General features: G+C 73.2%; 25 protein-coding genes. 20 read left to right on the forward strand and 5 right to left on the reverse strand.

Going from position 1 to position 22,762, the window contains the following annotated elements:
- The first annotated feature begins 12 nt into the window (after positions 1-12).
- The 9 genes from QSK20_RS06050 to QSK20_RS06090 are packed head-to-tail and all read left to right on the forward strand — an operon-like array spanning position 13 to position 6,400.
- Entirely contained in the window at positions 13-303 is a 291-nt protein-coding gene (locus tag QSK20_RS06050) for a BMC domain-containing protein (protein ID WP_285787540.1), read from the forward strand.
- A gap of 17 nt (positions 304-320) precedes the next feature.
- Complete coding sequence (locus QSK20_RS06055) at positions 321-662, forward strand: BMC domain-containing protein (protein ID WP_285787541.1); 342 nt, start codon at positions 321-323, stop codon at positions 660-662.
- On the forward strand, positions 649-909 hold the full coding sequence (locus QSK20_RS06060; protein ID WP_285787542.1) for a EutN/CcmL family microcompartment protein: 261 nt from the start codon (positions 649-651) through the stop codon (positions 907-909). The genes QSK20_RS06055 and QSK20_RS06060 overlap by 14 nt, the downstream gene beginning before the upstream one ends.
- A gap of 12 nt (positions 910-921) precedes the next feature.
- A complete protein-coding gene (locus QSK20_RS06065) occupies positions 922-2,427 on the forward strand; it encodes a 2-hydroxymuconic semialdehyde dehydrogenase (RefSeq protein WP_285787543.1) in 1,506 nt (501 codons plus the stop codon).
- Entirely contained in the window at positions 2,424-3,221 is a 798-nt protein-coding gene (locus QSK20_RS06070) for a 2-keto-4-pentenoate hydratase (RefSeq protein WP_285787544.1), read from the forward strand. The genes QSK20_RS06065 and QSK20_RS06070 overlap by 4 nt, the downstream gene beginning before the upstream one ends.
- Positions 3,218-4,168 carry an acetaldehyde dehydrogenase (acetylating) gene (locus tag QSK20_RS06075; RefSeq protein ID WP_285787545.1) on the forward strand — a complete coding sequence of 317 codons (951 nt, stop codon included), beginning with the start codon at positions 3,218-3,220 and terminating at the stop codon, positions 4,166-4,168. Before QSK20_RS06070 ends, QSK20_RS06075 begins: the two co-directional genes overlap by 4 nt.
- Positions 4,165-5,238 (forward strand): 4-hydroxy-2-oxovalerate aldolase, encoded by a 1,074-nt coding sequence (gene dmpG / locus QSK20_RS06080; protein WP_285787546.1) that lies wholly within the window; start codon positions 4,165-4,167, stop codon positions 5,236-5,238. The genes QSK20_RS06075 and dmpG overlap by 4 nt, the downstream gene beginning before the upstream one ends.
- Positions 5,235-5,963, forward strand: coding sequence for a 2-keto-4-pentenoate hydratase (locus QSK20_RS06085; RefSeq protein WP_285787547.1), 729 nt, complete (start codon positions 5,235-5,237; stop codon positions 5,961-5,963). Before dmpG ends, QSK20_RS06085 begins: the two co-directional genes overlap by 4 nt.
- On the forward strand, positions 5,960-6,400 hold the full coding sequence (locus QSK20_RS06090) for a RidA family protein (RefSeq protein WP_285787548.1): 441 nt from the start codon (positions 5,960-5,962) through the stop codon (positions 6,398-6,400). Before QSK20_RS06085 ends, QSK20_RS06090 begins: the two co-directional genes overlap by 4 nt.
- Positions 6,401-6,437: 37 nt before the next feature.
- On the opposite strand, the gene QSK20_RS06095 is transcribed toward QSK20_RS06090, so the two are convergent.
- Both QSK20_RS06095 and QSK20_RS06100 read right to left on the reverse strand, forming a co-directional pair.
- Positions 6,438-7,091 (reverse strand): hypothetical protein, encoded by a 654-nt coding sequence (locus tag QSK20_RS06095; RefSeq protein ID WP_285787549.1) that lies wholly within the window; start codon positions 7,089-7,091, stop codon positions 6,438-6,440.
- Positions 7,092-7,147: 56 nt separating this feature from the next.
- Positions 7,148-7,417 carry a hypothetical protein gene (locus QSK20_RS06100; RefSeq protein ID WP_285787550.1) on the reverse strand — a complete coding sequence of 90 codons (270 nt, stop codon included), beginning with the start codon at positions 7,415-7,417 and terminating at the stop codon, positions 7,148-7,150.
- A 274-nt stretch (positions 7,418-7,691) separates the two neighbouring features.
- On the opposite strand from QSK20_RS06100, the gene QSK20_RS06105 reads away from it, so the two are divergent.
- Positions 7,692-8,978: a DUF1800 domain-containing protein gene (locus tag QSK20_RS06105; RefSeq protein ID WP_285787551.1), complete on the forward strand. Its 1,287-nt coding sequence runs from the start codon at positions 7,692-7,694 to the stop codon at positions 8,976-8,978.
- A gap of 19 nt (positions 8,979-8,997) precedes the next feature.
- On the forward strand, positions 8,998-10,239 hold the full coding sequence (locus tag QSK20_RS06110; RefSeq protein WP_285787552.1) for a DUF1501 domain-containing protein: 1,242 nt from the start codon (positions 8,998-9,000) through the stop codon (positions 10,237-10,239).
- A gap of 188 nt (positions 10,240-10,427) precedes the next feature.
- Here the strand turns inward: QSK20_RS06110 and QSK20_RS06115 are convergent, their stop codons facing one another.
- Positions 10,428-11,768, reverse strand: a complete 1,341-nt coding sequence (locus tag QSK20_RS06115; RefSeq protein ID WP_285787553.1) for a hypothetical protein — start codon at positions 11,766-11,768, stop codon at positions 10,428-10,430.
- Positions 11,769-11,896: 128 nt separating this feature from the next.
- Positions 11,897-12,742, reverse strand: coding sequence for an amidohydrolase family protein (locus QSK20_RS06120; RefSeq protein ID WP_285787554.1), 846 nt, complete (start codon positions 12,740-12,742; stop codon positions 11,897-11,899).
- Between the two features lie 111 nt (positions 12,743-12,853).
- Here QSK20_RS06120 and QSK20_RS06125 point away from each other — a divergent pair, with 111 nt between their 5' ends.
- The 6 genes from QSK20_RS06125 (at position 12,854) to QSK20_RS06150 (ending at position 18,673) form a co-directional block, all read left to right on the forward strand.
- Positions 12,854-14,116: a M20 metallopeptidase family protein gene (locus QSK20_RS06125; protein WP_285787555.1), complete on the forward strand. Its 1,263-nt coding sequence runs from the start codon at positions 12,854-12,856 to the stop codon at positions 14,114-14,116.
- Positions 14,113-15,111, forward strand: coding sequence for a Gfo/Idh/MocA family protein (locus tag QSK20_RS06130; protein WP_285787556.1), 999 nt, complete (start codon positions 14,113-14,115; stop codon positions 15,109-15,111). The genes QSK20_RS06125 and QSK20_RS06130 overlap by 4 nt, the downstream gene beginning before the upstream one ends.
- 15 nt (positions 15,112-15,126) lie before the next feature.
- Complete coding sequence (locus QSK20_RS06135; RefSeq protein WP_285787557.1) at positions 15,127-16,425, forward strand: ABC transporter substrate-binding protein; 1,299 nt, start codon at positions 15,127-15,129, stop codon at positions 16,423-16,425.
- A 63-nt stretch (positions 16,426-16,488) separates the two neighbouring features.
- Entirely contained in the window at positions 16,489-17,448 is a 960-nt protein-coding gene (locus tag QSK20_RS06140) for a carbohydrate ABC transporter permease (RefSeq protein WP_285787558.1), read from the forward strand.
- The gene (locus tag QSK20_RS06145; protein ID WP_285787559.1) at positions 17,445-18,278 is read left to right on the forward strand and encodes a carbohydrate ABC transporter permease; all 834 of its coding nucleotides are present in this window, start codon (positions 17,445-17,447) and stop codon (positions 18,276-18,278) included. The genes QSK20_RS06140 and QSK20_RS06145 overlap by 4 nt, the downstream gene beginning before the upstream one ends.
- Positions 18,275-18,673 (forward strand): L-rhamnose mutarotase, encoded by a 399-nt coding sequence (locus tag QSK20_RS06150; protein ID WP_285787560.1) that lies wholly within the window; start codon positions 18,275-18,277, stop codon positions 18,671-18,673. Before QSK20_RS06145 ends, QSK20_RS06150 begins: the two co-directional genes overlap by 4 nt.
- 74 nt (positions 18,674-18,747) lie before the next feature.
- Here the strand turns inward: QSK20_RS06150 and QSK20_RS06155 are convergent, their stop codons facing one another.
- A complete protein-coding gene (locus QSK20_RS06155) occupies positions 18,748-19,878 on the reverse strand; it encodes a mandelate racemase/muconate lactonizing enzyme family protein (RefSeq protein WP_285787561.1) in 1,131 nt (376 codons plus the stop codon).
- Positions 19,879-20,008: 130 nt separating this feature from the next.
- Between QSK20_RS06155 and QSK20_RS06160 the strand changes: the two genes are divergently transcribed.
- The 3 genes from QSK20_RS06160 to QSK20_RS06170 are packed head-to-tail and all read left to right on the forward strand — an operon-like array spanning position 20,009 to position 22,747.
- Positions 20,009-20,944 (forward strand): thiamine pyrophosphate-dependent dehydrogenase E1 component subunit alpha, encoded by a 936-nt coding sequence (locus QSK20_RS06160; protein ID WP_285787679.1) that lies wholly within the window; start codon positions 20,009-20,011, stop codon positions 20,942-20,944.
- Entirely contained in the window at positions 20,937-21,917 is a 981-nt protein-coding gene (locus QSK20_RS06165; protein ID WP_285787562.1) for an alpha-ketoacid dehydrogenase subunit beta, read from the forward strand. Before QSK20_RS06160 ends, QSK20_RS06165 begins: the two co-directional genes overlap by 8 nt.
- Positions 21,914-22,747 (forward strand): SDR family NAD(P)-dependent oxidoreductase, encoded by an 834-nt coding sequence (locus QSK20_RS06170; protein WP_285787563.1) that lies wholly within the window; start codon positions 21,914-21,916, stop codon positions 22,745-22,747. Before QSK20_RS06165 ends, QSK20_RS06170 begins: the two co-directional genes overlap by 4 nt.
- Positions 22,748-22,762 lie beyond the last annotated feature (15 nt).

Raw genomic sequence — 22,762 nt, forward strand, 5'->3', positions numbered from 1 at the left:
TGAGGAGCAACCATGCGCAACATGGCCGCCGGCTTCGTCGAGGCCGAAGGATTCACCCCGATCTTCGACGCCGTCGACGCGATGGTGAAGGCCACCGAGGTGGAGGTGACCAAGGTGGTCCGCCTCGGCGGCGGGATCGTCGCCGTGGCGCTCCGCGGTGACCTCGCCACCGTCGAGGAGGCGGTGGACATCGGCGAGCGGACCGCCCGCGCCAAGAGCCGCTCGGTGCGGTCGATCGTCTTCGCCAGCCCCTGCGACGCGGTCAGCGCGCTGGCCGTCGACCCCCAACTCGTCGGCAACTGACCGGAGGAGAACCAGACATGTCGTCCGACATCGCGATCGGAATCGTCGAGACCCGGGGCGTGGTGGCCCTCTCCGCCGGGATCGAAGCCATGATCAAGACCGCCGACGTGCGCTGCGTCGCGGTGGAGCGGGTCACCAGCGGCTTCCTCGCCGTCGCCGTGCAGGGCACCCTGGCCGCCGTACGGCAGGCCGTCGCCGCCGGGGAGGCGGCCATCCGCCAGCACGGCGACCTGCGCAGCTCCCAGGTCTACCCGAAGCCGCACCCGACCACCGCGGCCCTGCTGGAGAACCCGGAGTCGGCCCGGATCCGCGAGGTCATGGCCGAACTGCGCGCAGGGACTCCCGATGCTGCTCGGTGAGGTCGTGGCCAAGGTGTGGGCCGACCGGATCGTGTCCCCGTTGCAGGGCCGCCGGCTGGTCCTGGTCCGGCCGAGATCCCACGACGCCGCCCAGCCCGACCTGGTCGCCGTCGACCCGCTGAACGTGGGGGTCGGCACCACCGTGCTCGTCGCCACCGACGAGGCGGCGGCGGCGCTGACCGGCCAGGACGGGGTGGACGCCGCCGTGGTGGCCCTGGTCGCCGACCCGGCGAACAGCGACGACTGAGGGGAGGACGCCATGACGGTGTGGGATCCCCGGCTGACCGGGGGCCGCGCCCCGGACGGGCCGGTGCGGCTGCGCAACTTCGTCGGCGGCGGGTTCGTCGACGGCGGACGGACGTTCACCCGGCGCAGCCCGGTGACCGGCGAACCGATCTTCGAGGTGGTGGAGGCGGACGAGGGCACGGTGGACGACGCGGTGAGCGCCGCGCGGGCCGCGCTGCGCGGGCCGTGGGGCCGGACCGGGGAACGGGAACGGGCCGAGGTGCTGCGCCGGATCGCCGACGAACTGGAACGCCGCTTCGACGACCTGGTCACCGCCGAGGTGGCCGACACCGGCAAGTCGCTCGCCCAGGCCCGCACCCTGGACGTGGCCCGCGGCGCGGCGAACTTCCGGGCGTTCGCCGACGTGGTGGCGACCGCCCCCACCGAGTCGTTCACCACGGTCACCCCGACCGGGGGCCGGGCCCTGAACTACGCGCTGCGTAAGCCGGTCGGCGTGGTCGCGGTGATCGTGCCGTGGAACCTGCCGCTGCTGCTGCTCACCTGGAAGGTCGCCCCCGCGCTGGCCTGCGGCAACGCCGTGGTGGTCAAGCCCAGCGAGGAGACCCCCGCCTCGGCGACCCTGCTCGCCGAGGTGATGGCGGCGGCCGGCGTGCCCGACGGCGTGTTCAACCTGGTGCACGGCTTCGGGCCGGGCTCGGCCGGGGAGCACCTGACCCGCCACCCCGGGGTGGACGCGATCACCTTCACCGGCGAGTCGGCGACCGGCAGCGCCATCATGCGGGCCGCCGCCGACGGGGTGAAGGCGGTCTCCTTCGAACTCGGCGGCAAGAACGCCGGCCTGGTCTTCGCCGACGCCGACCTGGACGCGGCGGTGGCCGGCTCGGTGCGGTCGAGCTTCACCAACGGTGGTCAGGTGTGCCTCTGCACCGAACGCATCTACGTGCAGCGGCCGGTCTTCGAGGAGTTCACCGCGCGGCTGGCGGAGCGGGCCGGCGCGCTGGCGTACGGCTGGCCGACCGACCCGGAGACGGCGACCATGCCGCTGATCTCGCACACCCACCGGGACAAGGTGCTCGGCTGCTACGACCTGGCCCGCGCCGAGGGCGCCGAGGTGCTCACCGGAGGCGGTGCGCCGACCTTCGGCGACGCCCGCGACGGGGGCGCGTACGTGCAGCCGACCGTGCTGACCGGGCTCGGCCCGGACGCCCGCACCAACCAGGAGGAGGTGTTCGGGCCGGTGGTGCACGTGGCCCCGTTCGACGACGAGCAGGAGGCGTTCGCCCTGGCCAACGGCACCCCGTACGGCCTGGCGGCGACGGTCTGGACCCGGGACGTGGGCCGCGCCCACCGGGCCGGGGCGGCCCTGGACGCCGGGATCGTCTGGGTCAACACCTGGTTCCTGCGGGACCTGCGCACACCGTTCGGCGGGATGCGCGCCTCCGGCGTGGGCCGCGAGGGCGGCGTGCACTCGCTGGACTTCTACTCCGAACTGACGAACGTCTGCGTGGATTTGACATGAGCGACGCACACCGGGCCGCGGCCCAGGACCTGACCGAGGCCCGCCGCACCGGCCGGCCCTGCCCACCGCTGCGCGGCCGGCTGCTGCCCGAGGGGGACGTCGACGCCGCGTACGCGGTGCAGCGGGAGCAGGTGGACGCCTGGCTGGCCGCCGGGCAACGCCGGGTCGGCGTGAAGATCGGCCTGACCTCGCCAGCGGTGCAGGACGCCCTCGGCGTGCACCAGCCCGACTTCGGGCTGCTCACCGACGCGATGGCGGTGCCCGACGGGGCGGAGATCCCGCTCGACGGGCTGCTGCAACCCCGGGTGGAGGCGGAGGTCGCCTTCGTCCTCGCCGACGACCTGGTCGACGAGCGGGTCACCACCGTGGACCTGATCCGGGCCGTGGACCACGTGCTGCCGGCCATCGAGGTGGTCGACTCGCGGATCGCCGGCTGGGACATCTCCATCGTGGACACCGTCGCCGACAACGCCTCCAGCGGACTGTTCGTCCTCGGCACCGTGCCGCGCCGCCTCGACGGCCTCGACCTGCGGCTGTGCGGCATGGTGCTGGAGCACGCGGGGGAGCCGGTGTCGGTCGGCGCGGGCGCGGCCTGCCTGGGCAACCCGCTGCACGCGCTGGGCTGGCTGGCCGCCACCATGGCCCGCGCCGGTGACCCGCTGCGCGCCGGGGACGTGGTGCTCTCCGGGGCGCTCGGCCCGATGGTGCCGGTCACCCCGGGTGCCGGATACGAGGCCCGGATCTCCGGCCTCGGCAGCGTCCGGGCCTGTTTCACGAAGGGGGACACGGCATGAGCGTCGGGGTGGCGGTGGTCGGTTCCGGCAACATCGGCACCGACCTGATGATCAAGGTGATGCGGCTGTCGGAGTCGCTGCGGATGGTGGCGATGGTCGGCATCGACCCGGCCTCCGACGGGCTCGCCCGGGCCCGCCGGCTCGGCGTGGCGACCACCGCCGACGGGGTGGACGGGCTGGTGGCGATGCCCGAGTTCGCCGACGTCGGGCTGGTCTTCGACGCCACCTCGGCCGGCGCGCACGCCCGCAACGACGCGGTGCTGCGCGCCCACGGCCGGACCGTGGTGGACCTGACCCCGGCGGCGATCGGCCCGTACGTGGTGCCGCCGGTCAACCTCGACGAGCACCTCGGCGAGCGCAACGTCAACATGGTGACCTGCGGCGGGCAGGCCACCGTGCCGATCGTCGCCGCCGTCGGCCGGGTCACCCCGGTGGCGTACGGCGAGATCGTCGCCTCGATCGCGTCCCGCTCGGCCGGACCGGGCACCCGGGCCAACATCGACGAGTTCACCGAGACCACCGCCCGCGCCATCGAGGTGGTCGGCGGAGCGGCCCGGGGCAAGGCGATCATCGTGCTCAACCCGGCCGAACCGCCGCTGCTGATGCGGGACACCGTCTACTGCCTCTGCCCCGATCCGGATCTCGACCGGGACGCCGTGGCCGCCTCGGTCGACGCGATGGTCGGCACCGTGCAGGGGTACGTGCCCGGCTACCGGCTCAAGCAGGACGTGCAGTTCGACCGGGTCGACACGTACGTTCCCGCGCTGGGCCGGCACCTGAGCGGGTGGCAGGTCTCGGTCTACCTGGAGGTCTCCGGAGCCGGGCACTACCTGCCCGCGTACGCCGGGAACCTGGACATCATGACCTCTGCCGCCCTGCGGACCGGCGAGCGCCTCGCCGCCCGGCTCCCGGCCGGTGCGGGCGGCGACGGAAGGGGAGCGCGATGACCGACCTCTACCTCCAGGACGTGACGCTGCGCGACGGCATGCACGCCGTCGCCCACCGGTACACCGTCGACCAGGTCCGCACCATCGCCGCCGCGCTCGACGCCGCCGGGGTGGCCGCCGTCGAGGTCGCCCACGGCGACGGCCTGGCCGGCTCCAGCGTCACCTACGGCCACGGGGCCGCGACCGACGCCGAGTGGATCGCCGCCGCCGCGGAGGTGCTCACCACCGCCCGGCTGACCACCCTGCTGCTGCCCGGCATCGGCACCATCGCCGACCTGCGGGCCGCCCGCTCCCTCGGGGTGACAAGCGTCCGGATCGCCACCCACTGCACCGAGGCGGACATCGCCGCGCAGCACATCTCCTGGGCCCGCGAGCACGACATGGACGTCTCGGGCTTCCTGATGATGTCGCACATGGCCGACCCTGCGACGCTCGCCGGCCAGGCCCGGCTGATGGAGTCCTACGGCGCGCACTGCGTCTACGTCACCGACTCCGGCGGCCGGCTGCTCATGTCCGACGTCGCCGAGCGGGTCGACGCGTACCGGCAGGTGCTGGCCCCGGAGACCCAGATCGGCATCCACGCCCACCACAACCTCGCGCTCGGCGTCGCCAACAGCGTCGTCGCGGTCGAACACGGCCGGATCACCGGGGACGCCCCGGTGGGTCCGGACGCCCCGCGCGGACGCACCGTCCGGGTGGACGCGTCGCTGGCCGGCATGGGCGCCGGGGCCGGCAACACCCCGCTGGAGGTCTTCGCCGCCGTCGCCGACCTGCACGGCTGGGTGCACGGCTGCGACACCTTCGCCCTGATGGACGCCGCCGACGACGTCGTCCGTCCCCTTCAGGACCGGCCCGTGCAGGTCGACCGGGAGACCCTCTCCCTCGGCTACGCGGGCGTCTACTCCAGCTTCCTGCGGCACGCCGAGCGCGCGTCCGAGCGCTACGGCGTGGACGTCCGCTCCATCCTGGTCGAACTCGGCCGACGCCGGATGGTCGGCGGCCAGGAGGACATGATCGTCGACGTGGCGCTGGACCTGGCCGGACCGATGCGACAAGGAGCAGAGCAGTGAACCACCCGACCCCGGCCGCCGTCCTGGACGAGGCCCAACGGTCCGCCCAGGCCGTCCCGCAGTTCGGCGACACCCTCGGCCCGGACGTCGCCGACGCCTACGCCGTCCAGGCCGACCTGGTCCGCCGCCGGCTCGACCGGGGCGAACGGCTGGTCGGGCTCAAGCTCGGCCTGACCAGCCGGGCGAAGATGCTCCAGATGGGCGTCACCGACGTCATCTGGGGACGGCTCACCGACACGATGCGGATCCCCGACGGCGGCGCGGTCGACCTCGGCACGCACATCCACCCGAAGGTCGAACCGGAGGTCGCCTTCCTGGTCGAGCGGGGACGGGCCACCGCCGTCGCGCCGGCCGTCGAGGTGATCGACTCCCGGTACGTCGACTTCCGGTTCACCCTGCCCGAGGTGGTCGCCGACAACACCAGCGCCGCCGGCTTCGTCGTCGGGGCCTGGCAGCCGGTCACGCCGGAGGTGGCGAACCTCGGGGTCCTGCTGGAGATCGACGGCCGGGTGGCCCAGGTCGGCTCGACCGCCGCCATCCTCGGTGACCCCCGGCGGGCCGTCGACGAGGCCGTCCGGCTCACCGCCGGGCACGACGTCGACCTGCCGGAGAGCTGGGTCCTGCTCGCCGGGGCGGCCACCGCCGCCGTGCCGCTGCGCGCCGGGGCGCACGTCCGGGCCGTGGTCGAGCAGCTCGGCACCGCCTCGCTGCGGGCCGTGGCATGAGCGCCGCCACGGGCCGTCCGGCCCCGCAGGCCCGGGTGGTGCCCGGCAAGGCCACCCCCCGGGGCCGGTTCCCGCACGTCAAGGTCGCCGGCGACTTCCTCTTCGTCTCCGGTACGAGCAGCCGCCGCCCGGACAACACCATCGTCGGCGCGACGGTGGACGAGATGGGCACCACCAGCCTCGACATCGCCGCGCAGACCCGGGCGGTGATCGGGAACCTGCGGGACATCCTGCGTGACCGGGGCGCGGACCTGGCGGACCTGGTGCAGGTCACCACGTACCTGACCAACATGAACGACTTCGGTGGCTACAACGCGGTCTACGCCGAGTACTTCGACGAGACCGGGCCGACCCGGACCACCGTGGCGGTGCACCAGTTGCCCCACCCGCACCTGCTCATCGAGATCCAGGCGGTCGCGTACCTGCCGCCGGGGTGAGCCTCGGGGTGCTCGGCCGGGGCGGCGGCCGCCGGGGCTAGGGGCAGGAGGAGATGCCCAACTGCTGGGCCCGGCTGAGGATCTCGTCGGAACGCCCGCTGTAACGTGCCGTCTCGTAGCTGGCCTGCAGGCGGTCGAAAGCCGACGAGGAATCGACCTTCTGGCTCGCGTTGTACAGTCCCCTACCGCGTACGTCGAAGAGCTCCAGCCACTTCCGTGCCTCTTCGGCCGAGTAGGACGGTGGCGGGATCTCCCGCAGGCGTGCGGCGAGATCGGCATAGTCGTCGTGGTACCGTTTCAGCGTCTCGGCCAGCTTGCCGATTTCCGCCGGGTCGTTGCTCTCTACCTTGTCCGTGTCGATGGCCGCCATCGCCCTGACATGACCGGCCAGCTTGTCGCTCATCCGGGCGCAGGTCGCGTCCACGTCCTTCGCCCACTGACCCGGCGAACGGGCCCCGGCCGAGGCGATCGATGGCTTCGTCGCAGGGGTGCTCGTCACGGACGGGGACGGCGTGGCCGTCCTTCCCGTGTCGTCCGGCGTCAGTACGACGAAGAGCCCGACAACGGCACTGAGGGCCAGGGCCAAGGCCAGCGCCATCAGCACCCAGGACATCGGAGAGACGTAGATGTTGGTCTGGGCATTCCCGCTGTTGAAGTTGATCTGGGCCCCCCGGGCCCCCGGCAGGCTCACCCCGGACGGTGACGTCTCGGGTCGTCTGTCGGCGGACTCGCCGTCGGGCCTACCGTTCACCGGGATCCGAAGGTGTTGTGCTGTCTGTTGGTGCCGCCCGTGTTGACCTGTACGCCTTGGCTGCCGCGCAGGTCCACCGCCACTGGCGACCCCGGACCGCGGTCCTCGGCCGCCGGGGGAGTGGCCTCGACCGACGTCCGTGGGAAGGCGGGCAGCAGGTGGGGCGCGAGGAGCGCCACCGCGGCGAGCACGCCTCCGACGGCACTTCCGAGCTTGTCTGCCCGGTCCAACCCGACCGACCAGAGGTGGACGACCAGACCCGACACAGCCAGGCCCGCGACACCTCGTCCCACCCACAACCAACCGGTCCTGTGACCCGGCATCTGTCATCCTCCGACAGCCAGCGCCTATCCGGTTGTCGATTGTACGGAGTGAAGACACACCGTGTCGGCGGGGAAGCATCGGGTGAGAGTCCGTCGAACGGGTTGGGAAGTGGTCCGAAGCTCCCCCGGGGTGTAGACGACAGCCCGGTCCCCTGCCATACGGCGGCCGTACCGGGTTCGTACCGGTTCCGAACACGTCTCGGCTATCGTCGATCGAATGACTGAGCGGGAAGCGGTCGCCCACCTCCTGCGCCGGGCCACGTTCGGGCCGACCGCCGACGAGGTGGACCGGGCGGAACGGGTCGGTGTGGCGGCCACGCTCGACCGGCTGTTCACCGTCCCTGCGACGGCGTCCCCCCGGCCGGACCTCGGGCCGGATCCGGTCGCGCGGCTCCCCCGGGAGGCCGACCGTGAGCAGCGTCAGCAGGCCAACCAGGAACGCCGGGCGCAGGTGCTCCGGTTGACCGAGTGGTGGCTGGACCGGATGGTCGCCACCGACGACCAGCTCGGCGAGAAGCTGATCTTCTTCTGGCACGGTCACTGGGCGACCAGTGTCCAGAAGGTCCGGTCCGCCCCGCTGATGCTCCGCCAGTTGGAGACGCTGCGCCGGCACGGGCGGGGGCCGCTGCCGCCGCTGGTGGACGCGATGGTCCGGGATCCGGCGCTGATCCTCTGGCTGGACGGCCAGCGCAACACCCGGAAGGCCCCGAACGAGAACCTCGCCCGCGAGCTGATGGAGCTGTTCACCCTCGGCCACGGCGGCGGCTACACCGAGGCGGACGTGAAGGAGGGAGCGCGGGCGCTGACCGGCTGGGTGGTGGACCGCCGCACCGGCACGGCCCGGTTCGAGGCCCGCCGGCACGACCGTGGCCCGAAGACCATCCTCGGCCAGCGGGCCGCCTTCGACGCCGGCTCGTACGCGAAACTGCTGGCCGACCGGCCGGAGACCGCGCGGTTCGTGGCCGCCCGACTCTGGTTCCGCTTCGCCGGCCCGGACGTGCCACCGCCGGCCGACCTCGCCGGTCCGGAGACGGTCGCCACGCTGCGCCGGATCCTCACCGCGTCGGCCTTCGCGCAGACCCGGGGCAACCTGGTCAAGCAGCCGGTCGAGTGGCTGGTCGGCGCGCTGCGTCAGCTCGGCGTCCGGCCGTCGTCCCGGCCCGAGCCGGAGCGGCGGCGGTTGCTCGCCGGCCTGACCGCGCTGGACCAGGTGCCGCTGCGGCCACCGAGCGTGGGCGGCTGGCCGGCCGGCGTCGCCTGGCTGACCACCTCCTCGCTCCAGGCCCGGCTCCGCACCGCCGACACGCTGGCCGGCTCGGCGGCCCCGGCGGTGCTGGCCCGACTGTCGGCCGCGCCGCCCGACGGGCGGGTCGACGCGCTGGCCCGGCTGCTGGTGGTCGACCGGTGGAGCGCCCGCACCCGGGCCGCGCTGACCCCGCTGGCCGACCAGCCCCGCAAGCTGATCGCCGCCGGTCTGGTCAGCCCCGAGTACGTGGTCTGCTGACGGGGAAGGGAGGAGCACCGTGGACACCGTGACCCGACGGCGGTTCCTGGTGGCCGGTGGGGTGGTCGGCGCGTCCGCCCTGGCCGCCGGGGCCACCGCGTACCGCCTGGACGACCTGTTCGCCACCTCGGGCGACCGCGACCCGCAGGCCCGCACGCTGGTGCTGGTCACCCTGTACGGCGGCAACGACGGCCTGAACACCGTCGTCCCGTACGCCGACCCGGCCTATCGGGACGCCCGCCCGGAGTTGGCGTACGCGGCGGAGGAGGTGCGACGGCTGGACGACGAGGTGGGGCTCAACCCGGCGCTGGAGGGCCTGCACCGGCTGCACGGCGAGGGGCGGCTGGCGGTGGTCCGGGGAGTCGGCTACCCGAAGCCGGACCGCAGTCACTTCCGCTCGATGGACATCTGGCAGACCGCCGACCCGGAGCGGCCCGGCACCACCGGCTGGCTCGGCCGGTGGCTCGACCGGGCCGGGGGCGACCCCCGGCTGGCGGTCTCCTTCGAGCCGGTGCTGCCGCCGCTGCTGGCCGGGGAACGGAGCGCGGGCGCGGCGGTGCCGGTGACCGAGCGGAAGGCGGGCCGGGGGCTGCCGGAGTCGACGATGGCCGCGTTCGCCGCCGGCTCGCCGGACGACACCCCGGCCCGCGCCCGCGCGGCGGCGTGCTTCGCCGACCTGCGCAGCGTCGACCACATGATCCGCGAGGTACGCGACGCCGGAGATGCCGACGAGCCGGCGCCGGAGGGCGAGGCGGCCCCGGCCACCGCGACCGGCGGCGCGCGCACCCCGCTCGACGCTCAGTTGGACCTGGTCGCCCAGTGCGTCGAGGCGGAGGTCGCCACCCGGGCCTTCTCGGTCTCGTTGGGTGGCTTCGACACCCACGCCGACGAGAAGCAGTTGCAGGAGATCCTGCTCGGGCAGGTGGACCGCGCGGTCGCCGGCTTCGTCGACCGGATGGCGCGGACCGAGGCGGGCCGGAAGGTGGTGGTGGCGGTCTACTCGGAGTTCGGCCGCCGGGTGCGGGCGAACGCCTCGGACGGCACCGACCACGGCACCGCCTCGAACGTGCTGCTGCTCGGAAACGGCGTGCGCGGTGGCCTGTACGGCGAACCGCCCAGCCTCACCGACCTCGACGACGGCGACCTGAAGTTCACCACCGACTTCCGGGACGTCTACGCCACCCTGCTGGAGAAGACCCTCGACACCGATCCGGGGGCCGTGCTCGCCGGTTGGCGGGGCCGGCTCACCGGCGTCCTCTGACCGGCCCCGACCCCGACCCCGGCCCCGGCCCGGCCCCGACCCCGGAGCGGGCGGACATCCGTCACCGCACGCAGTTGTGTCAGCTCAGACGTACGACACGCCGAGCCGATCACACCTCAGGCAGCCACGAAGCTCGGAGACCCAGTTCCTCGACCTGCCGCCGTCGGGACTGCCCGTTCAAGGGTGCGTTAGTTCTGGCCGGGAGTGATCAGGGTCCGGGCGGGTTGCGCGGTGACCGTGCCGGTTCCGGCGGCGGTCAGGTTCGACACCAGCCACGGGGTGACCGAGGCGGCGTCGCCGACCGTCCAGAGGTCGGGCGTGCCGTCGCCGTCGATGTCGGCGGCGTGCAGGTCGAGGGCGGCGTTGGTGTTCCAGTTCGTGGCCAGGTGGTACGCGGTGTAGGTGAGCTGACCGGTGTCCTGGCTGAAGGTCAGGTCCGTCCACAGGTGGAGCGCGCCGGTGGTGCGGTTCCACAGGAACATCGCGGTGCCGCCGCCGAGTTGGGTGGTGGCGATGGTCCAGTTGTCCCAGTCGGTGCCGCCGGTCGGCGTCAGCGCGGTGGTCCGGGTGGGAAGGAAGTAGCCGCCGGGCGTGAAGAAGTTCGGGTAGTAGGTGAGGTGGTGTCCGTTGGTCGCGTCGCCGCTGATCCCGATCAGGTCGGGGATGTCGTTGCCGAGTCGGCGGCTGTCCCCGGCGTTGGCGAGCTGGAGGGGCGAGTTGCCGTGCTCGTCCACCAACTGGGCCGAGATGATGGGCTGCTGGTTGCCGCTGAGTTGAGGGTGCAGCGGTGACCCGTCGCCGGTGCCGCGCAGGATGGTCGCGTTCCCGGCCCGGGTGCCGGTCGGATGGTAGACGAGGACGTCCTGGACGGACCCGCCGAAGAACCGTCCCGTGACGATCTGACTCCCGGTGAAGTCGGCGGGGTCGTGGTCGTCGACGCCGTGTCCCCGGAAGCCGATGTTGGTGCTGACCGGGTCGATGCCGGTCGCGGTGTCCCCGGTGGCGAGCCAGAGCCCGGCCGGCAGGGTGTGGGTGCCGCCGACCGTGAGCAGGTCGGCGACCCCGTCGCCGGTGAGGTCGGCGTCGGGGGCGACGGGGGCCGGGCCGGAGTTGAACGTGATGGTGGCGCTCTCCCCGGCGGGGCCACCCGTGAACAGGCCGTGGACGGTGAGCGTGTTGGTGTACCAGGTCGGCTTGACGGAGATGGTGGCCGCGCCGTCGGCGTCGGCCGGCACCTGCACCGGCGGTCCGGCGTTGAACTGGTAGACGTACGCGTTCGGGGTGCTGCCGTCCCCCTTGGTGACGCTGAACTCGGCCGGAACGCCGATGGTGGTCGGCTCGCTGGGCGGGGTGACGACGGGGCGGGTGGTGACCGTCCCGGTGGTGCCTCCGGCCCTGGTCGCCTCGACCGGCTGGGCTGGACCGGCGGCGGCGGGCGGGACGGTCGTCAGCACGACACCGGCTACGACGCCGACGAGCGCCGAGGACGCGATGCGCCGGGTGCGCCGGGAGGGGTGCGGTTCGGGCATGGGTCAGGGCTCCCCGTGGCTCGGCTGACGTGAGTGGCCCGACCAGTCAACCAGTCGACCAGGGGATAGGGGAAGATCGAAATTGCGGAGCGTCGTCCGGTCGCGTGCGGTACGTGCCCGGTGCTCCGTCAGGCGGCGGTCGCCGGGCGTGCCCGCCGGCGTAGCGCGCGGCGGAGGTTGCCGCCGTACACGTCGGCTGCCTCGGTGGGGGAGAGGGCGTCCAGGCCGACCGGGTGCAGGGTCTGGGTGAAGGAGACGTGGTCGAGGCTGGGGGAGAAGTCCGAACCCCAGTAGAGGCGGGACGGCCCGAACGCGTCGAGCAGCACCTCGACGAAGGGGCGGGCGCTGTCGTGCGGCCAGGCGTGCGCCGGTTCGCTGACCGCGTACAGCCCGGAGACCTTGACCCCGACGTGCGGTAGGTCGGCCAGTCCGAGCAGCGGCGCGAGCACCGAGGCGGCGGCGTCCCGGCCGGGCGGGGCCGGGTGCGGGCCGGGCAGGCCGAGGTGGCTGACCAGCACGGTGCACTCCGTGAGCCGCGCCAGCGCCGGGCCGAGGTGGACGGTGGCGGCCGGGGTCGCGTTGAGGCTGAGCATCGCACCCGCCCGGTTCAGGTCGGCGGCGGCGTCGCCGAGCCAGCCGGCGAAGGTCCGGGCGGCGTCCGCGTCGGCCAGGTAGGCCGAGATCCCGACGAAACCCGCCGACCACCAGCGGTCCAGGCCGTCCGCCGGTCCGGTGGGCGGGACGTACGCGACCGGGGCGATCCAGTCGTGGTCGGCGGCGAGGGCGGCCAGGTGGTCGTTGTTGCCGGCGAACTCCGGCGACCCCTCGTATCCGACGACGAGTGCCCGGTCGATGCCGTGCGTCCGGCGCAGCGACTCGTAGACGACCAGCTCGTCACCCCCGGCCGGGGACCGTCCGTAGCGGCCCGGATACCCGGCGGCGAACAGGTGCAGGTGTGCGTCGGCGCGTTCCATGGCGGGACCCTAACCCACTCCGACCAGGCCATTGACGTGGGAGGACCGCTCGCTTAAGTTCTTGTCTCAATTAGGTCCGGATTATCGGCCGCAGGCGAGGAGTGGAGCCGCGTGGTGCAGGTGCACGAGGACGTTGACGATCTGGTACGGCTGCGCCGGCAGCTCCACCAGCACCCCGAGCTGCGGTTCACGGAGCACCGTACGGCGGCTGCCCTGGCCGAGCGGTTGGCTCCCATCGGCCGGGTCCGGACCGGAATTGCCGGCACCGGCCTGCTGGTCGAGATCGACGGGCGTGCCCCCGGACCCTCGGTGCTGCTTCGGGCCGATATGGACGCCTATCCCGTTCAGGACGCCAAGGAGGCCGACTACGCCTCCACCAATCCCGGGGTCTGCCACGCCTGCGGACACGACGTCCACATGACCGTCGTCTACGGTGTCGCGGCCCGGCTCGCCGCCGAGCCGCCCGCCCGGGGGTCGGTCACCCTGCTCTTCCAGCCCGCCGAGGAGATCCCGTTCGGCGAGGCGTCCGGGGCCGCCGCGGCGCTCGCCGACGAGGCCCTGCGCGGGCGGCGCTACGACGCCGTCCTCGGCCTGCACTGCTGGCCCGACCTGCCGGTGGGCACGGTCGGCGTCGACCGGGAGACGGCGATGGCCGCCAAGGACGCCTTCCGGATCGAGGTGCTCGGTCGGGCCGCGCACGCCGCCACTCCCGCTCTCGGCCGGGACGCCATCCTCGGGCTGAGCGGCATGGTGAACCTGCTGCACGCCGGGGTGGCCCGGTCCCGCAACCCGCACGAACTGGTCGCCTTCAACATCGGCACGATCTCCGGTGGCGCGAGCCAGAGCCAGGTCGCGGCCCACGCGGAGGCCACCGGCACGCTGCGCACCCACGACGAGGCCATCCGCGAGCGGCTCAAGGAGGTCATCGAGCGGATCGCCCGGCAGCAGGCCGCCGCGCTCGACCTGGGCCTGCGGTTCACCTGGGCCAACGAGATGCCCCCGGTCCGCAACGCCGGGTCGCTGGTGCGGCTCGCGCACGCCGAGCTGCCCGGCTCCGTCGAGGTGGCCGACCTGGCCGAGCCGCCGCTGACCACCGACGACTTCGCCCTGCTCGGCGCGCTCGGCCCCAGCCTCTACGTCAAGCTCGGGGTGACCGGCGAGCGCGGCGGCGCGCCGCTGCACTCCGGCAGCTTCGACGTGGACGAGCGCTGCCTCACGGCGGGCGTGACCGCCCTGGAGCGACTCACCCGGGCCGTCCTCGACGGTCGGCTGGCCGCCGGGGACGCGACCGCCGCCGGCTCCGGGAACACCGGGCGGGCCGACCAGCGCAGCGCGGCCGACGACGGCCGGTCCGTCGAGGCGGTCCGGGCATGACCCGCGCGGTGGCGGTGGTCGGGGCCGGGGCGTTCGGCGTCCGGCACCTGGCCGCGTACCGGTCGCTCGGCGTGCCGGTGACCGCGCTGGTCGAGCCGGACGCCACGACCCGCGCCCGGGTGGCCGCAGAGTTCGACGTACCGCACGCCCACCCCTCGGTCGCCGACCTGCTCGCCACCGGTCGCCCCGACGCGGCCTCGGTCTGTGTGCCCGGCCCGGCGCACCGGGCGGTGGCGGTCGACCTGCTCGACGCCGGGGTGCCCGTGCTGGTGGAGAAGCCGCTGGCCGCGTCGGTCGACGACGCCGCCGCGATCGTGGCCGTCGCCGAGCGGACCGGCGTGCTCTGCCAGCCCGGCCACATCCTGCGGCACAGCGCCCCGCACCGGGCCCTGTACGAGGCGGTCCGCGCCGGCCGGCTCGGCGACGTGCTCGCCGTGTCGTCCCGCCGGGACCGACCCCGGACACTGAGCCGCCTCTTCCCGCGCGAACACCCCGCGCTGCTCACCGCCGTACACGACATCGACCTGGCGCTCTGGTACGCCGGAGCGCCGGTGGTCGAGGTCCGCGCGGTGACCCGAACCCGACCCGGACCGGCCAGCCCGGTCCTGGTGTGGGCGGAGCTTCGGCACGCCAACGACGTCGTGTCGTCGATCCGCAACAGCTACCTGCTCCCCGAGCACGCCACCAACCACACCTCGGACCTGGTCGAGGTGTACGGCACCGACGGGGTCGCGCACGTCGACCTCGGCCACCCCACGCTGCTCGTCCAGGGCGAGCCGACCGAGGCGCCCGACTGGCTCCTCTCTCCGGCCGACGGCGGCGGCGCGCTCGCCGCCGAGTTGCGGCACTTCCTCGGCCAGGTCGACGGCACCGAACCGGCGGCGGTGGTCCCGCTCGCCGACGGGTTGCACGTCGTCCGGGTCGCCGAGGCCGTGGTCGACAGCGCCACCGCCGGTGGCGCGGTCCGCCGGATCCCCCCGAGCCCCCTCACGTGACAGGAGCTTCTGCCGATGTTTCGACGTAGATTGGCCGGCGTCGTCGCCGCCGGCACGGCGGTCGCCGCGCTGCTGACCGGCTGCGGCGGCGGTGACGACGCCTCCGACGGCCCGGTCACCCTCAAGGTGCTGACCTGGGAGCCGGGCGGCACCGAGTACTGGCAGCAGGTCAAGACCAGCTTCGAGGCCGCCCACCCGGACATCAAGTTGGAGATGCAGTCCGTTCCGTTCGACAAGTACCCCGAGGTGCAGGGCCCGTACATCACCTCGCAGTCCGGGCCGGACGTGATGGCGAACAACGCCGGGCTGGAACTGTTCGACCGGCGCGGCGCGTACGTGCCGCTCGGCGACAAGGCCGCCGAGATCAACAAGGACCTGGTCACCTACAGCGGCGCGTGCGAGGGCTTCGACACCGCCAAGCCGTGTTACGGCGTGCCCTTCTCGTACCAGGGCAACGTCCTCTACTACAACAAGGACGTCCTGCGCGCGGCCGGGCTCGACCCGGAGAAGCCCCCGGTCACCTGGGCCGACTTCGGGGCGGCCTGCGACGCGGTGACGAAGTCGGGCAAGACCTGCCTGGCGCTCGGCCTCTCCGGCACCTTCCCCGCCTACTGGGACTTCCCGGAGATCGCCCGGAACTACCTGTCCGAGGAGGACATCCGGGGCCTGCTGGCCGGCACGCTGTCCTGGACGGACCCGAAGCTGGTGTCCGTCCTGGAGAAGCTGGCCGAGATCACCACCAAGGGCTGGACCAACAAGAACGCCCCGTCGATCACGATGCTGCCCGACGGCGCGGACATCTTCCAGCGCGGGGACGCCGCCTTCGCCGGCACGATCATCTCGGACGCGGTCAACTGGGACGCCTTCGGCAAGGCCCTCGGTGACGACAAGCTGGGCGTCACCCGCTGGCCGACGATCAACCCGGACGCCCCGCTGGCGCAGAAGTTCTCCGGCATCGAGGGCGCCGTCTACGGCGTCACCAAGTGGAGCGAGAAGAAGGACGCCGGCCTGGAGTTCATCACCTGGCTGGCCGGCAAGGAGAACGGCGAGCTGTGGGTGAAGCACGCCAAGGGCCAGCCGCTGAACAAGAACGTCGACCCGGCGCTGCTGCCCTCGTCCCCGGCGTTCCGCAAGATCCAGGAGCTGGTGGCCGAGCCGACCCTGCACGCCGGCGTGATGCTCTCCGGTCCGGAGGCGGACGCCCTCGCCCGGGGCTGGCAGCAGGTGACCCTGGGCCAGCTCACCGTCGACAAGTGGGCCGAGCAGATGCAGCAGGCGCTGGAGCGCAGTCCCACGAAGAAGCAGGGCAAGTGACCGTACCGGTCGCAGGCGGCCGGCGTGCCGCCTGCGACCGGTGAGTCCCGGGGAAGGAACCTGATGACCGTTTCGACCGTGCCGGTCGCGAAGTCGGCGGGCGCCGACGAACCCGCCCGGCCCACCCCCGCGCCACGCGGGTCGGGCCGGGCCCGGGAGTGGTGGCTCGGGGCCGCCCTGGTGCTGCCCGCCCTGGCCCTCGTGGTCACGTTCAAGCTGGTGCCCCTGGTCCGGGGGGTGATCACCAGTTTCGAGTCGTCCAGCGGGTTCGACGGCGGGTCGTTCGCCGGGGCGGACAACTACACCCGGATGCTCGACGACCCGATGGTGCTCACCAGCTTCCGCAACGCCCTGCTGGTGGTCGCCACCCTGCCGTTCTGGGTGGTGATCCCGCTGGTCCTGGCGGTCTTCATCCACCAGCGTGCGCCGGGCTGGAAGTTCTTCCGGGCCGTCTACTTCGTCCCGTACACCATCGCGCCGATCGTGGTCGGCATCATGTTCCGGCAGATCCTCGCCCCGGACGGGCCGATCAACGCGCTGCTGCGCGCGGTCGGCCTGGACCCGTTGGCCATCGAGTGGCTCAACGGCCGGTGGAGCGCGATCTTCTCGCTCGTCGCGGTGGCGCTGTGGAGCTTCTTCGGTCTGGGCGTGATGACCTACCTGGCCGGGCTCTCCACCATCCCCGACGAGGTGCTGGAGGCCGCCTACCTCGACGGGGCCGGCTTCTGGCGGCGGCTGTTCTCGGTGGTGGTGCCGATGCTGCGTCCGACGGTGGCCTACTGGAGCGTGCTCTGCGCGTCCGGCGTGCTGATCTGGCTGTTCCCGCTGATCTACGCGTTGACCCAGGGCGGCCCCGGTGACGCCACCATGATGCCGGAGTACCTGGTCTTCCTGACCACCTTCCAGTTCCTCGACCGGGGCTACGGCTCGGCCATCGGCATCGCGCTCTTCGTCTTCGTCGCCCTGCTGTCCGTGTTCAGCGTGCGGCACATGTTCAAAGAGGGGACCCGCAAGCCGCGATGAACACGCACGCCGCCCGGATCGGGCGTTACCTGTTGACCTTCGCGCTGGTGGTCGTCGCGGTCGCGGCAATCTACCCGCTGCTGTTCACCGTGATCAGTTCCCTGAAGACGCAGACCGGCTTCGCCCGCGACCCGCTCGGGCTGCCGACCAGCGGGATCACCCTGGAGAACTACCTCGAGGCGTTCCGCCGGATGGACATGCCCCGGCTGCTGCTGAACTCGATCGTCACCACGGTGGGCGGGCTGGTGCTGTCGGTGCTGGCCGCGCTGCTGGTCGCGTACGTGGTGACCAAGCTGCGGTTCCGGGGCAAGAAGCTGGTGTTCCTGCTGATCATCGTCTCGCTGACCATCCCCAGCCAGGCGATCATCTACCCGCTCTACCAGACCGTGCTGGACCTGGGCATGTCCGGCGAGTATCAGGGGCTGATTCTGGCCTACGCCGCCTTCGGGCTGCCGCTGGGCACGTACCAGCTCGCCGGCTACTTCCAGCAGATCCCGGACGAGCTGATCGAGGCGGCCCGGGTGGACGGGGCCGGGCACTTCACCGTCCTGTTCCGACTGCTCACCCCGATCGCCACCCCGGCGCTCGCGGCGCTGGCCATCTTCAACTTCGTCTGGATGTGGAACGACCTGCTGCTGCCCCTGGTGATCATGGGTGGCTCGGACAGCAAGACCCTGATGGTCGGGGTGTCCCTGCTCAGCGGGCAGTACGACGTCTCCGTACCGCTGGTCAGCGCGGGCCTGATCGTCGCGCTGCTGCCGGTGCTCATCATCTACCTGGTGTTCCAGCGGCAACTGGTCTCCGGCGCGCTGGCCGGCTCGGGCAAGTGAGCCCGGTCGGGGCCACCCCGGACCCGGCTGCGGTCACCCCCGGCCCGGCCGACGCCGGGCCGGGGGCGCAGGTGTGCCACCTGTACCGGCTGCGGCCCGGCGCGGAGGCCGAGTACGAGCGGCGGCACGCCGAGATCTGGCCGGAGATGTCGGCGCTGCTCGACGCCGCGGGGATCTACGACTACCACATCCACCGGCACGGCCTGCTCCTGATCTGCGTGCTGCGCACCCGGTACGGGTTCCGGCACGCGGACCGGGTCACCGGGGCGTCGGCGGTGCAGCGACGGTGGACGGAGTCGTTGGCGCACCTGTTCGCCGAGATCGCCGACGCCGACGGCGAGCCGCTCTGGGCGTACCCGGTCTTCCACCACGCCGGCCGGCCCCCGGCGGACTGACCTGCGCGACGACGTGGCCCGGCGGGATCTGCCGCCGGGCCACGTCGCTGTCGTCCGGGAACGCGTTCCGGCGGTCAGACCGCGTACGCGACGGAACCGTCGGCGCGCAGCGGGATGCGGGTCAGCGGCCGGCCGGTGAGGTCCAGCGGGGTGTCGTCGGTCAGGTCCAGGGTGACGCCGAGCCCCGGCTCCTCGGGCACCGGCAGCCAACCGCCCTGCCGGCGGACACACGCCCGGGCCGGGCCGTCGGCGAGCTGGTCGTCGAGGGGGGAGTACTCCTGTGTCACGAAGTTCGGGATGGCCGCGTCCAGGTGGACCGAGGCCATGGTCAGCAGCGGGCCGAGGCAGTTGTGGCTGACCACGGCGGCGTGGTACGCCTCGGCCAACGCGGCGATCTTGCGGGCGTGGCTGATCCCGCCGGCCAGCCCCAGGTCGGGGCGGACGTACTGGGCGCCACCCTGGGCGAGCAGCTCCTTGAATTCCCAGATGGTGTGCAGCCGTTCCCCGTTGGCCATCGGCACCCCGAGCGCCCGCCGGGCCACGGCGGCCTGGCTGCTGATGCTGTCGATCTGCACCGGGTCCTCGACCAGCAGCGGAAGATGCCGGGCCAGCGCCGGCACCACGGCCTCCGCCTGCAACGGGGTGAGCTTGCGGTGCAGCTCGACGAGCAGGTCCACGTCGGGGCCGACGGTCTCCCGGACCGCCGCGGTGGTGGCCTCGGTGGCGGTGACCAGCCGGTGCAGCGACAGGTCGCCGTAGTCGGCGGGGAGCGGGTCGAACTTGACCGCGGTGAAGCCGTCGGCCACGGCCGCCGCCGCCTGCGCGGCCAGCGCCTCCGCCCCGGTGCCGGGCAGCAGCAGGTGCAGCCGGATCCGGTCGCGCACCCGGCCGCCCAGCAACTGCCACACCGGCACGCCGAGCCGCTTGCCGAGCAGGTCCCACAGGGCGATGTCCACGGCCGAGACGGCGGCGGTGAGCACCGAGCCCCGGAAGGGCCCCATCCGGTAGAGGTGGTGCCAGTGGTGCTCGATCCGGTTCGGGTCCGCGCCGAGCAGGTGCGGCCGGAACGCCTCCACCACGGCGTGCACGGCGGTGGGGTAGCCCCAGCAGGCGGACTGGCCCACGCCGACCAGACCGTCCGACGTCCGCACCTGGACGAAGTGCGCGTCGCCCCGCACCACCGACTCGACGGCGGTGATCTCCATACCTGCCCCCAAATTAGAGACCAATAACGGCCAGAAACTTGCTCTTGCACTCTTCCATAGCCTTACGCCGCTGGTCTAGGCTCCGATGCGAACGAGCCGGAATAAGGCTCTAACTACCACTGGGGGTGTGATGGGTCTGCCGGACGACTATCGGCTGATGGCCCGGATCCGCCGGTTCGAGGAGCGGCTGGCCGCCCTCAAGGACGCCGGTGAGGTCCCGGGTTCGATCCACCTGTGCAACGGGCAGGAGGCGATCCCGGTCGGTGCCGCCCGCGCGCTGCGCGACGGCGACCACGTGACCGCGACGTACCGGGGACACGGTTGGGCCATCGCCCGGGGCGTGGACCTGGTCGGGCTCTTCGCCGAGATGATGGGACGTGACTCCGCGCTGTGCGGCGGCCGGGCCGCCTCGCCGTACCTGACCGATCCGGGGCGCTGGTTCATCGGCGAGAACTCCATCGTGGGCGCCGGTGTGCCGGTCGCCGCCGGGGCGGCGCTGACCGCGCAGCGCACCGGCAGCGGCGCGGTCTCCGTGGTCAGCATCGGCGACGGCGCGATGAACCAGGGCAACGTGCACGAGGCGATCAACCTCGCCGCCGTGCTCGACCTGCCGTTGGTGCTGGTCGTCGAGAACAACGTCTACTCCGAGATGTCCCGGATCGAGGACATGGTGCGGATCAGGCAGCTCGCCGACCGGGCCCCCGCCTACGGCGTGCCCGGCCGGGTGGTCGACGGCAACGACTGCGACGCCGTCGCCGAGGCGGTGACCGAGGCGGTCACCCGGGCCCGCGAGGGCGGCGGGCCGTCCATCGTGGAGGCGATGACCGAGCGGCTGGTCGGCCACTACAGCGGCGACGTGCAGCACTACCGGCCGGCCGGCGAGATCGCCGCCGCCCGGGAACGCGAGCCCCTCGCCCGGATCCGGCAGGCCGCCGACGCCGACCTGACCGCCCGGCTCGACGTCATCGACGCCGAGGTGGCCGCCGAGGTCGAGGCCGCCGTCACCGCCGCCCGCGCCGTGCCGTTCCCGGACCCGGCGACCGTCAAGGAGCACGTCCATGTCTGAGTCCCTGCGCTACATCCAGGCCGTCAACGCCGCGCTCACCTGGGCGCTGGACAGCCGGGAGGACACCGTCTACTTCGGCGAGGACGTCGCCCTCCCCGGCGGGCCGTTCGGCGCGACCAAGGGGCTGCACAAGCGGTTCGGCTCCGCGCGGATCTTCGATACCCCGATCTCCGAGACCGGGTTCCTCGGCATGGCGCTGGGGGCGGCGATGACCGGCCTGCGGCCGATCGCCGAGATCATGTACGCGGACTTCTCGTTCGTGGCGATGGACCAGTTCGTCAACCAGATCTCCACCATCCGGTACGCCAGCAACGGCCGCTGGAAGGCCCCGCTGGTGATCAGGATGCAGCAGGGCTACTCGCCGGGCGCCTGCGCCCAGCACTCGCACTCCCCGGAGGCGTACTTCGCGCACACCCCCGGGCTGCGGATCGCGTTGCCGGCCACGCCGGACGACGCGTACCAGATGCTGCGCACGGCCGTGGTCAGCGACGACCCGGTGGTGGTCGCCGAGGCCCGGATGCTCTACCCGACGCGCGGGCCGGTGCGCACCGACGCCCCGGTCGAGCCGGTCGGCGGGGCCCGGGTGGTCCGCCCCGGCGGCGACGTCACGGTGGTCACCTGGTCCCGGATGGTCTCCGCCTCGGTGGCGGCGGCCGGCACCCTCGCCGAGGAGGGCATCGAGGCCGAGGTGATCGACCTGCGCTGGCTCAACCCGCTGGACTTCGACACCGTGGCCGCCTCGGTGGCCCGCACCGGCCGGCTGGTGGTGGCCCACGAGGCGAACCTGACCGGCGGGTTCGGCGCGGAGATCGCCGCCCGCGCGGCGGCGGAGTGCTTCGCCGACCTGCGCGCCCCGGTGGCCCGGGTCGGCCTGCCCGACCTGCCGATGCCGGCCGCGCCCACCCTCCAGCAGGCCGTGGTTCCCGAGGCCGCCGACGTGGTGGCCGCGGTGCGGCGGACGGTCGGTCGATGACCAGCCCCACCCCCTCGGCCGGTCCGGACCCGTCGGCCGACCACACCCCGTCGGCCGGTCCGGGTTCGTCGGCCAGCCCCACCCCGTCGGCCGGTCTGCTGGCCGGCCGGCGGGTGGTGGTGGTCGGCGGGGCCTCCGGCATCGGCCTGGCGACCGTACGGGCCGCCGTCGCCGCGGGCGCGGCGGTCGCCGTCCTGGACGCCGACGGCGACGGCGCGACCGCCGCCGCCGACGACGCCCGCTCCGCCGGGGCGACCGCCTGTGCCCGCCGGGTCGACGTGACCGTCGAGGACGAGGTCGCCACCGCCCTCGACGACGTGGCCGGCGAACTGGGCGGCATCGACGCGGTGCTGCACGTGGCCGGGGTGATGCGCGGCCAGGGCCTCGACGTGCGGGACGTCCCGGTCGAGCTGTGGGCGCGGGTGATCGCGGTCAATCTGACCGGGCCGTTCCTGGTCGCCCGGCACGCCACCCGGCACCTCACCCCCGGCAGCGGCGTGCTGGTGCTGGTCGGATCGAAGGCCGGCGTGCTCACCGGCTCGGGCTCGGTACCCTACGGCGCGAGTAAGGGAGGGTTGCACGGGCTGGCGCTCACCCTCGACCGGCAGTTGCGTCCACAGGGGATCCGCGTGCACACGCTCTGCCCCGGCGACATCGACACGCCGCTGATGCGGCGGTCGCTGGACGAGGCGCGGGCCAACGGCACCGACGGGGGCCGGGTCGCGGCGATCGAGGCCGCGCTGGGTCGCCCGGAGGACGTGGCGTCGGCACTGGTGCTGCTGGCGTCGCCGGCCAGCGACGGTGTCGTCGGCACCGTCCACAGCGGCTGAGCACCCCACCCGAGG

This window comes from Micromonospora sp. NBRC 101691 (genome assembly GCF_030269285.1).
Classification (GTDB): domain Bacteria; phylum Actinomycetota; class Actinomycetes; order Mycobacteriales; family Micromonosporaceae; genus Micromonospora; species Micromonospora echinospora.

Coding starts and splice junctions, on each gene's coding strand:
- QSK20_RS06050 (WP_285787540.1), top strand. CDS start 13: ATGCGCAACATGGCCGCCGGCTTCGTCGAGGCCGAAGGATTCACCCCG.
- QSK20_RS06055 (WP_285787541.1), top strand. CDS start 321: ATGTCGTCCGACATCGCGATCGGAATCGTCGAGACCCGGGGCGTGGTG.
- QSK20_RS06060 (WP_285787542.1), top strand. CDS start 649: ATGCTGCTCGGTGAGGTCGTGGCCAAGGTGTGGGCCGACCGGATCGTG.
- QSK20_RS06065 (WP_285787543.1), top strand. CDS start 922: ATGACGGTGTGGGATCCCCGGCTGACCGGGGGCCGCGCCCCGGACGGG.
- QSK20_RS06070 (WP_285787544.1), top strand. CDS start 2,424: ATGAGCGACGCACACCGGGCCGCGGCCCAGGACCTGACCGAGGCCCGC.
- QSK20_RS06075 (WP_285787545.1), top strand. CDS start 3,218: ATGAGCGTCGGGGTGGCGGTGGTCGGTTCCGGCAACATCGGCACCGAC.
- dmpG (WP_285787546.1), top strand. CDS start 4,165: ATGACCGACCTCTACCTCCAGGACGTGACGCTGCGCGACGGCATGCAC.
- QSK20_RS06090 (WP_285787548.1), top strand. CDS start 5,960: ATGAGCGCCGCCACGGGCCGTCCGGCCCCGCAGGCCCGGGTGGTGCCC.
- QSK20_RS06105 (WP_285787551.1), top strand. CDS start 7,692: ATGACTGAGCGGGAAGCGGTCGCCCACCTCCTGCGCCGGGCCACGTTC.
- QSK20_RS06115 (WP_285787553.1), bottom strand. CDS start 11,768: ATGCCCGAACCGCACCCCTCCCGGCGCACCCGGCGCATCGCGTCCTCG.
- QSK20_RS06120 (WP_285787554.1), bottom strand. CDS start 12,742: ATGGAACGCGCCGACGCACACCTGCACCTGTTCGCCGCCGGGTATCCG.
- QSK20_RS06130 (WP_285787556.1), top strand. CDS start 14,113: ATGACCCGCGCGGTGGCGGTGGTCGGGGCCGGGGCGTTCGGCGTCCGG.
- QSK20_RS06135 (WP_285787557.1), top strand. CDS start 15,127: ATGTTTCGACGTAGATTGGCCGGCGTCGTCGCCGCCGGCACGGCGGTC.
- QSK20_RS06140 (WP_285787558.1), top strand. CDS start 16,489: ATGACCGTTTCGACCGTGCCGGTCGCGAAGTCGGCGGGCGCCGACGAA.
- QSK20_RS06145 (WP_285787559.1), top strand. CDS start 17,445: ATGAACACGCACGCCGCCCGGATCGGGCGTTACCTGTTGACCTTCGCG.
- QSK20_RS06155 (WP_285787561.1), bottom strand. CDS start 19,878: ATGGAGATCACCGCCGTCGAGTCGGTGGTGCGGGGCGACGCGCACTTC.
- QSK20_RS06160 (WP_285787679.1), top strand. CDS start 20,009: ATGGGTCTGCCGGACGACTATCGGCTGATGGCCCGGATCCGCCGGTTC.
- QSK20_RS06165 (WP_285787562.1), top strand. CDS start 20,937: ATGTCTGAGTCCCTGCGCTACATCCAGGCCGTCAACGCCGCGCTCACC.
- QSK20_RS06170 (WP_285787563.1), top strand. CDS start 21,914: ATGACCAGCCCCACCCCCTCGGCCGGTCCGGACCCGTCGGCCGACCAC.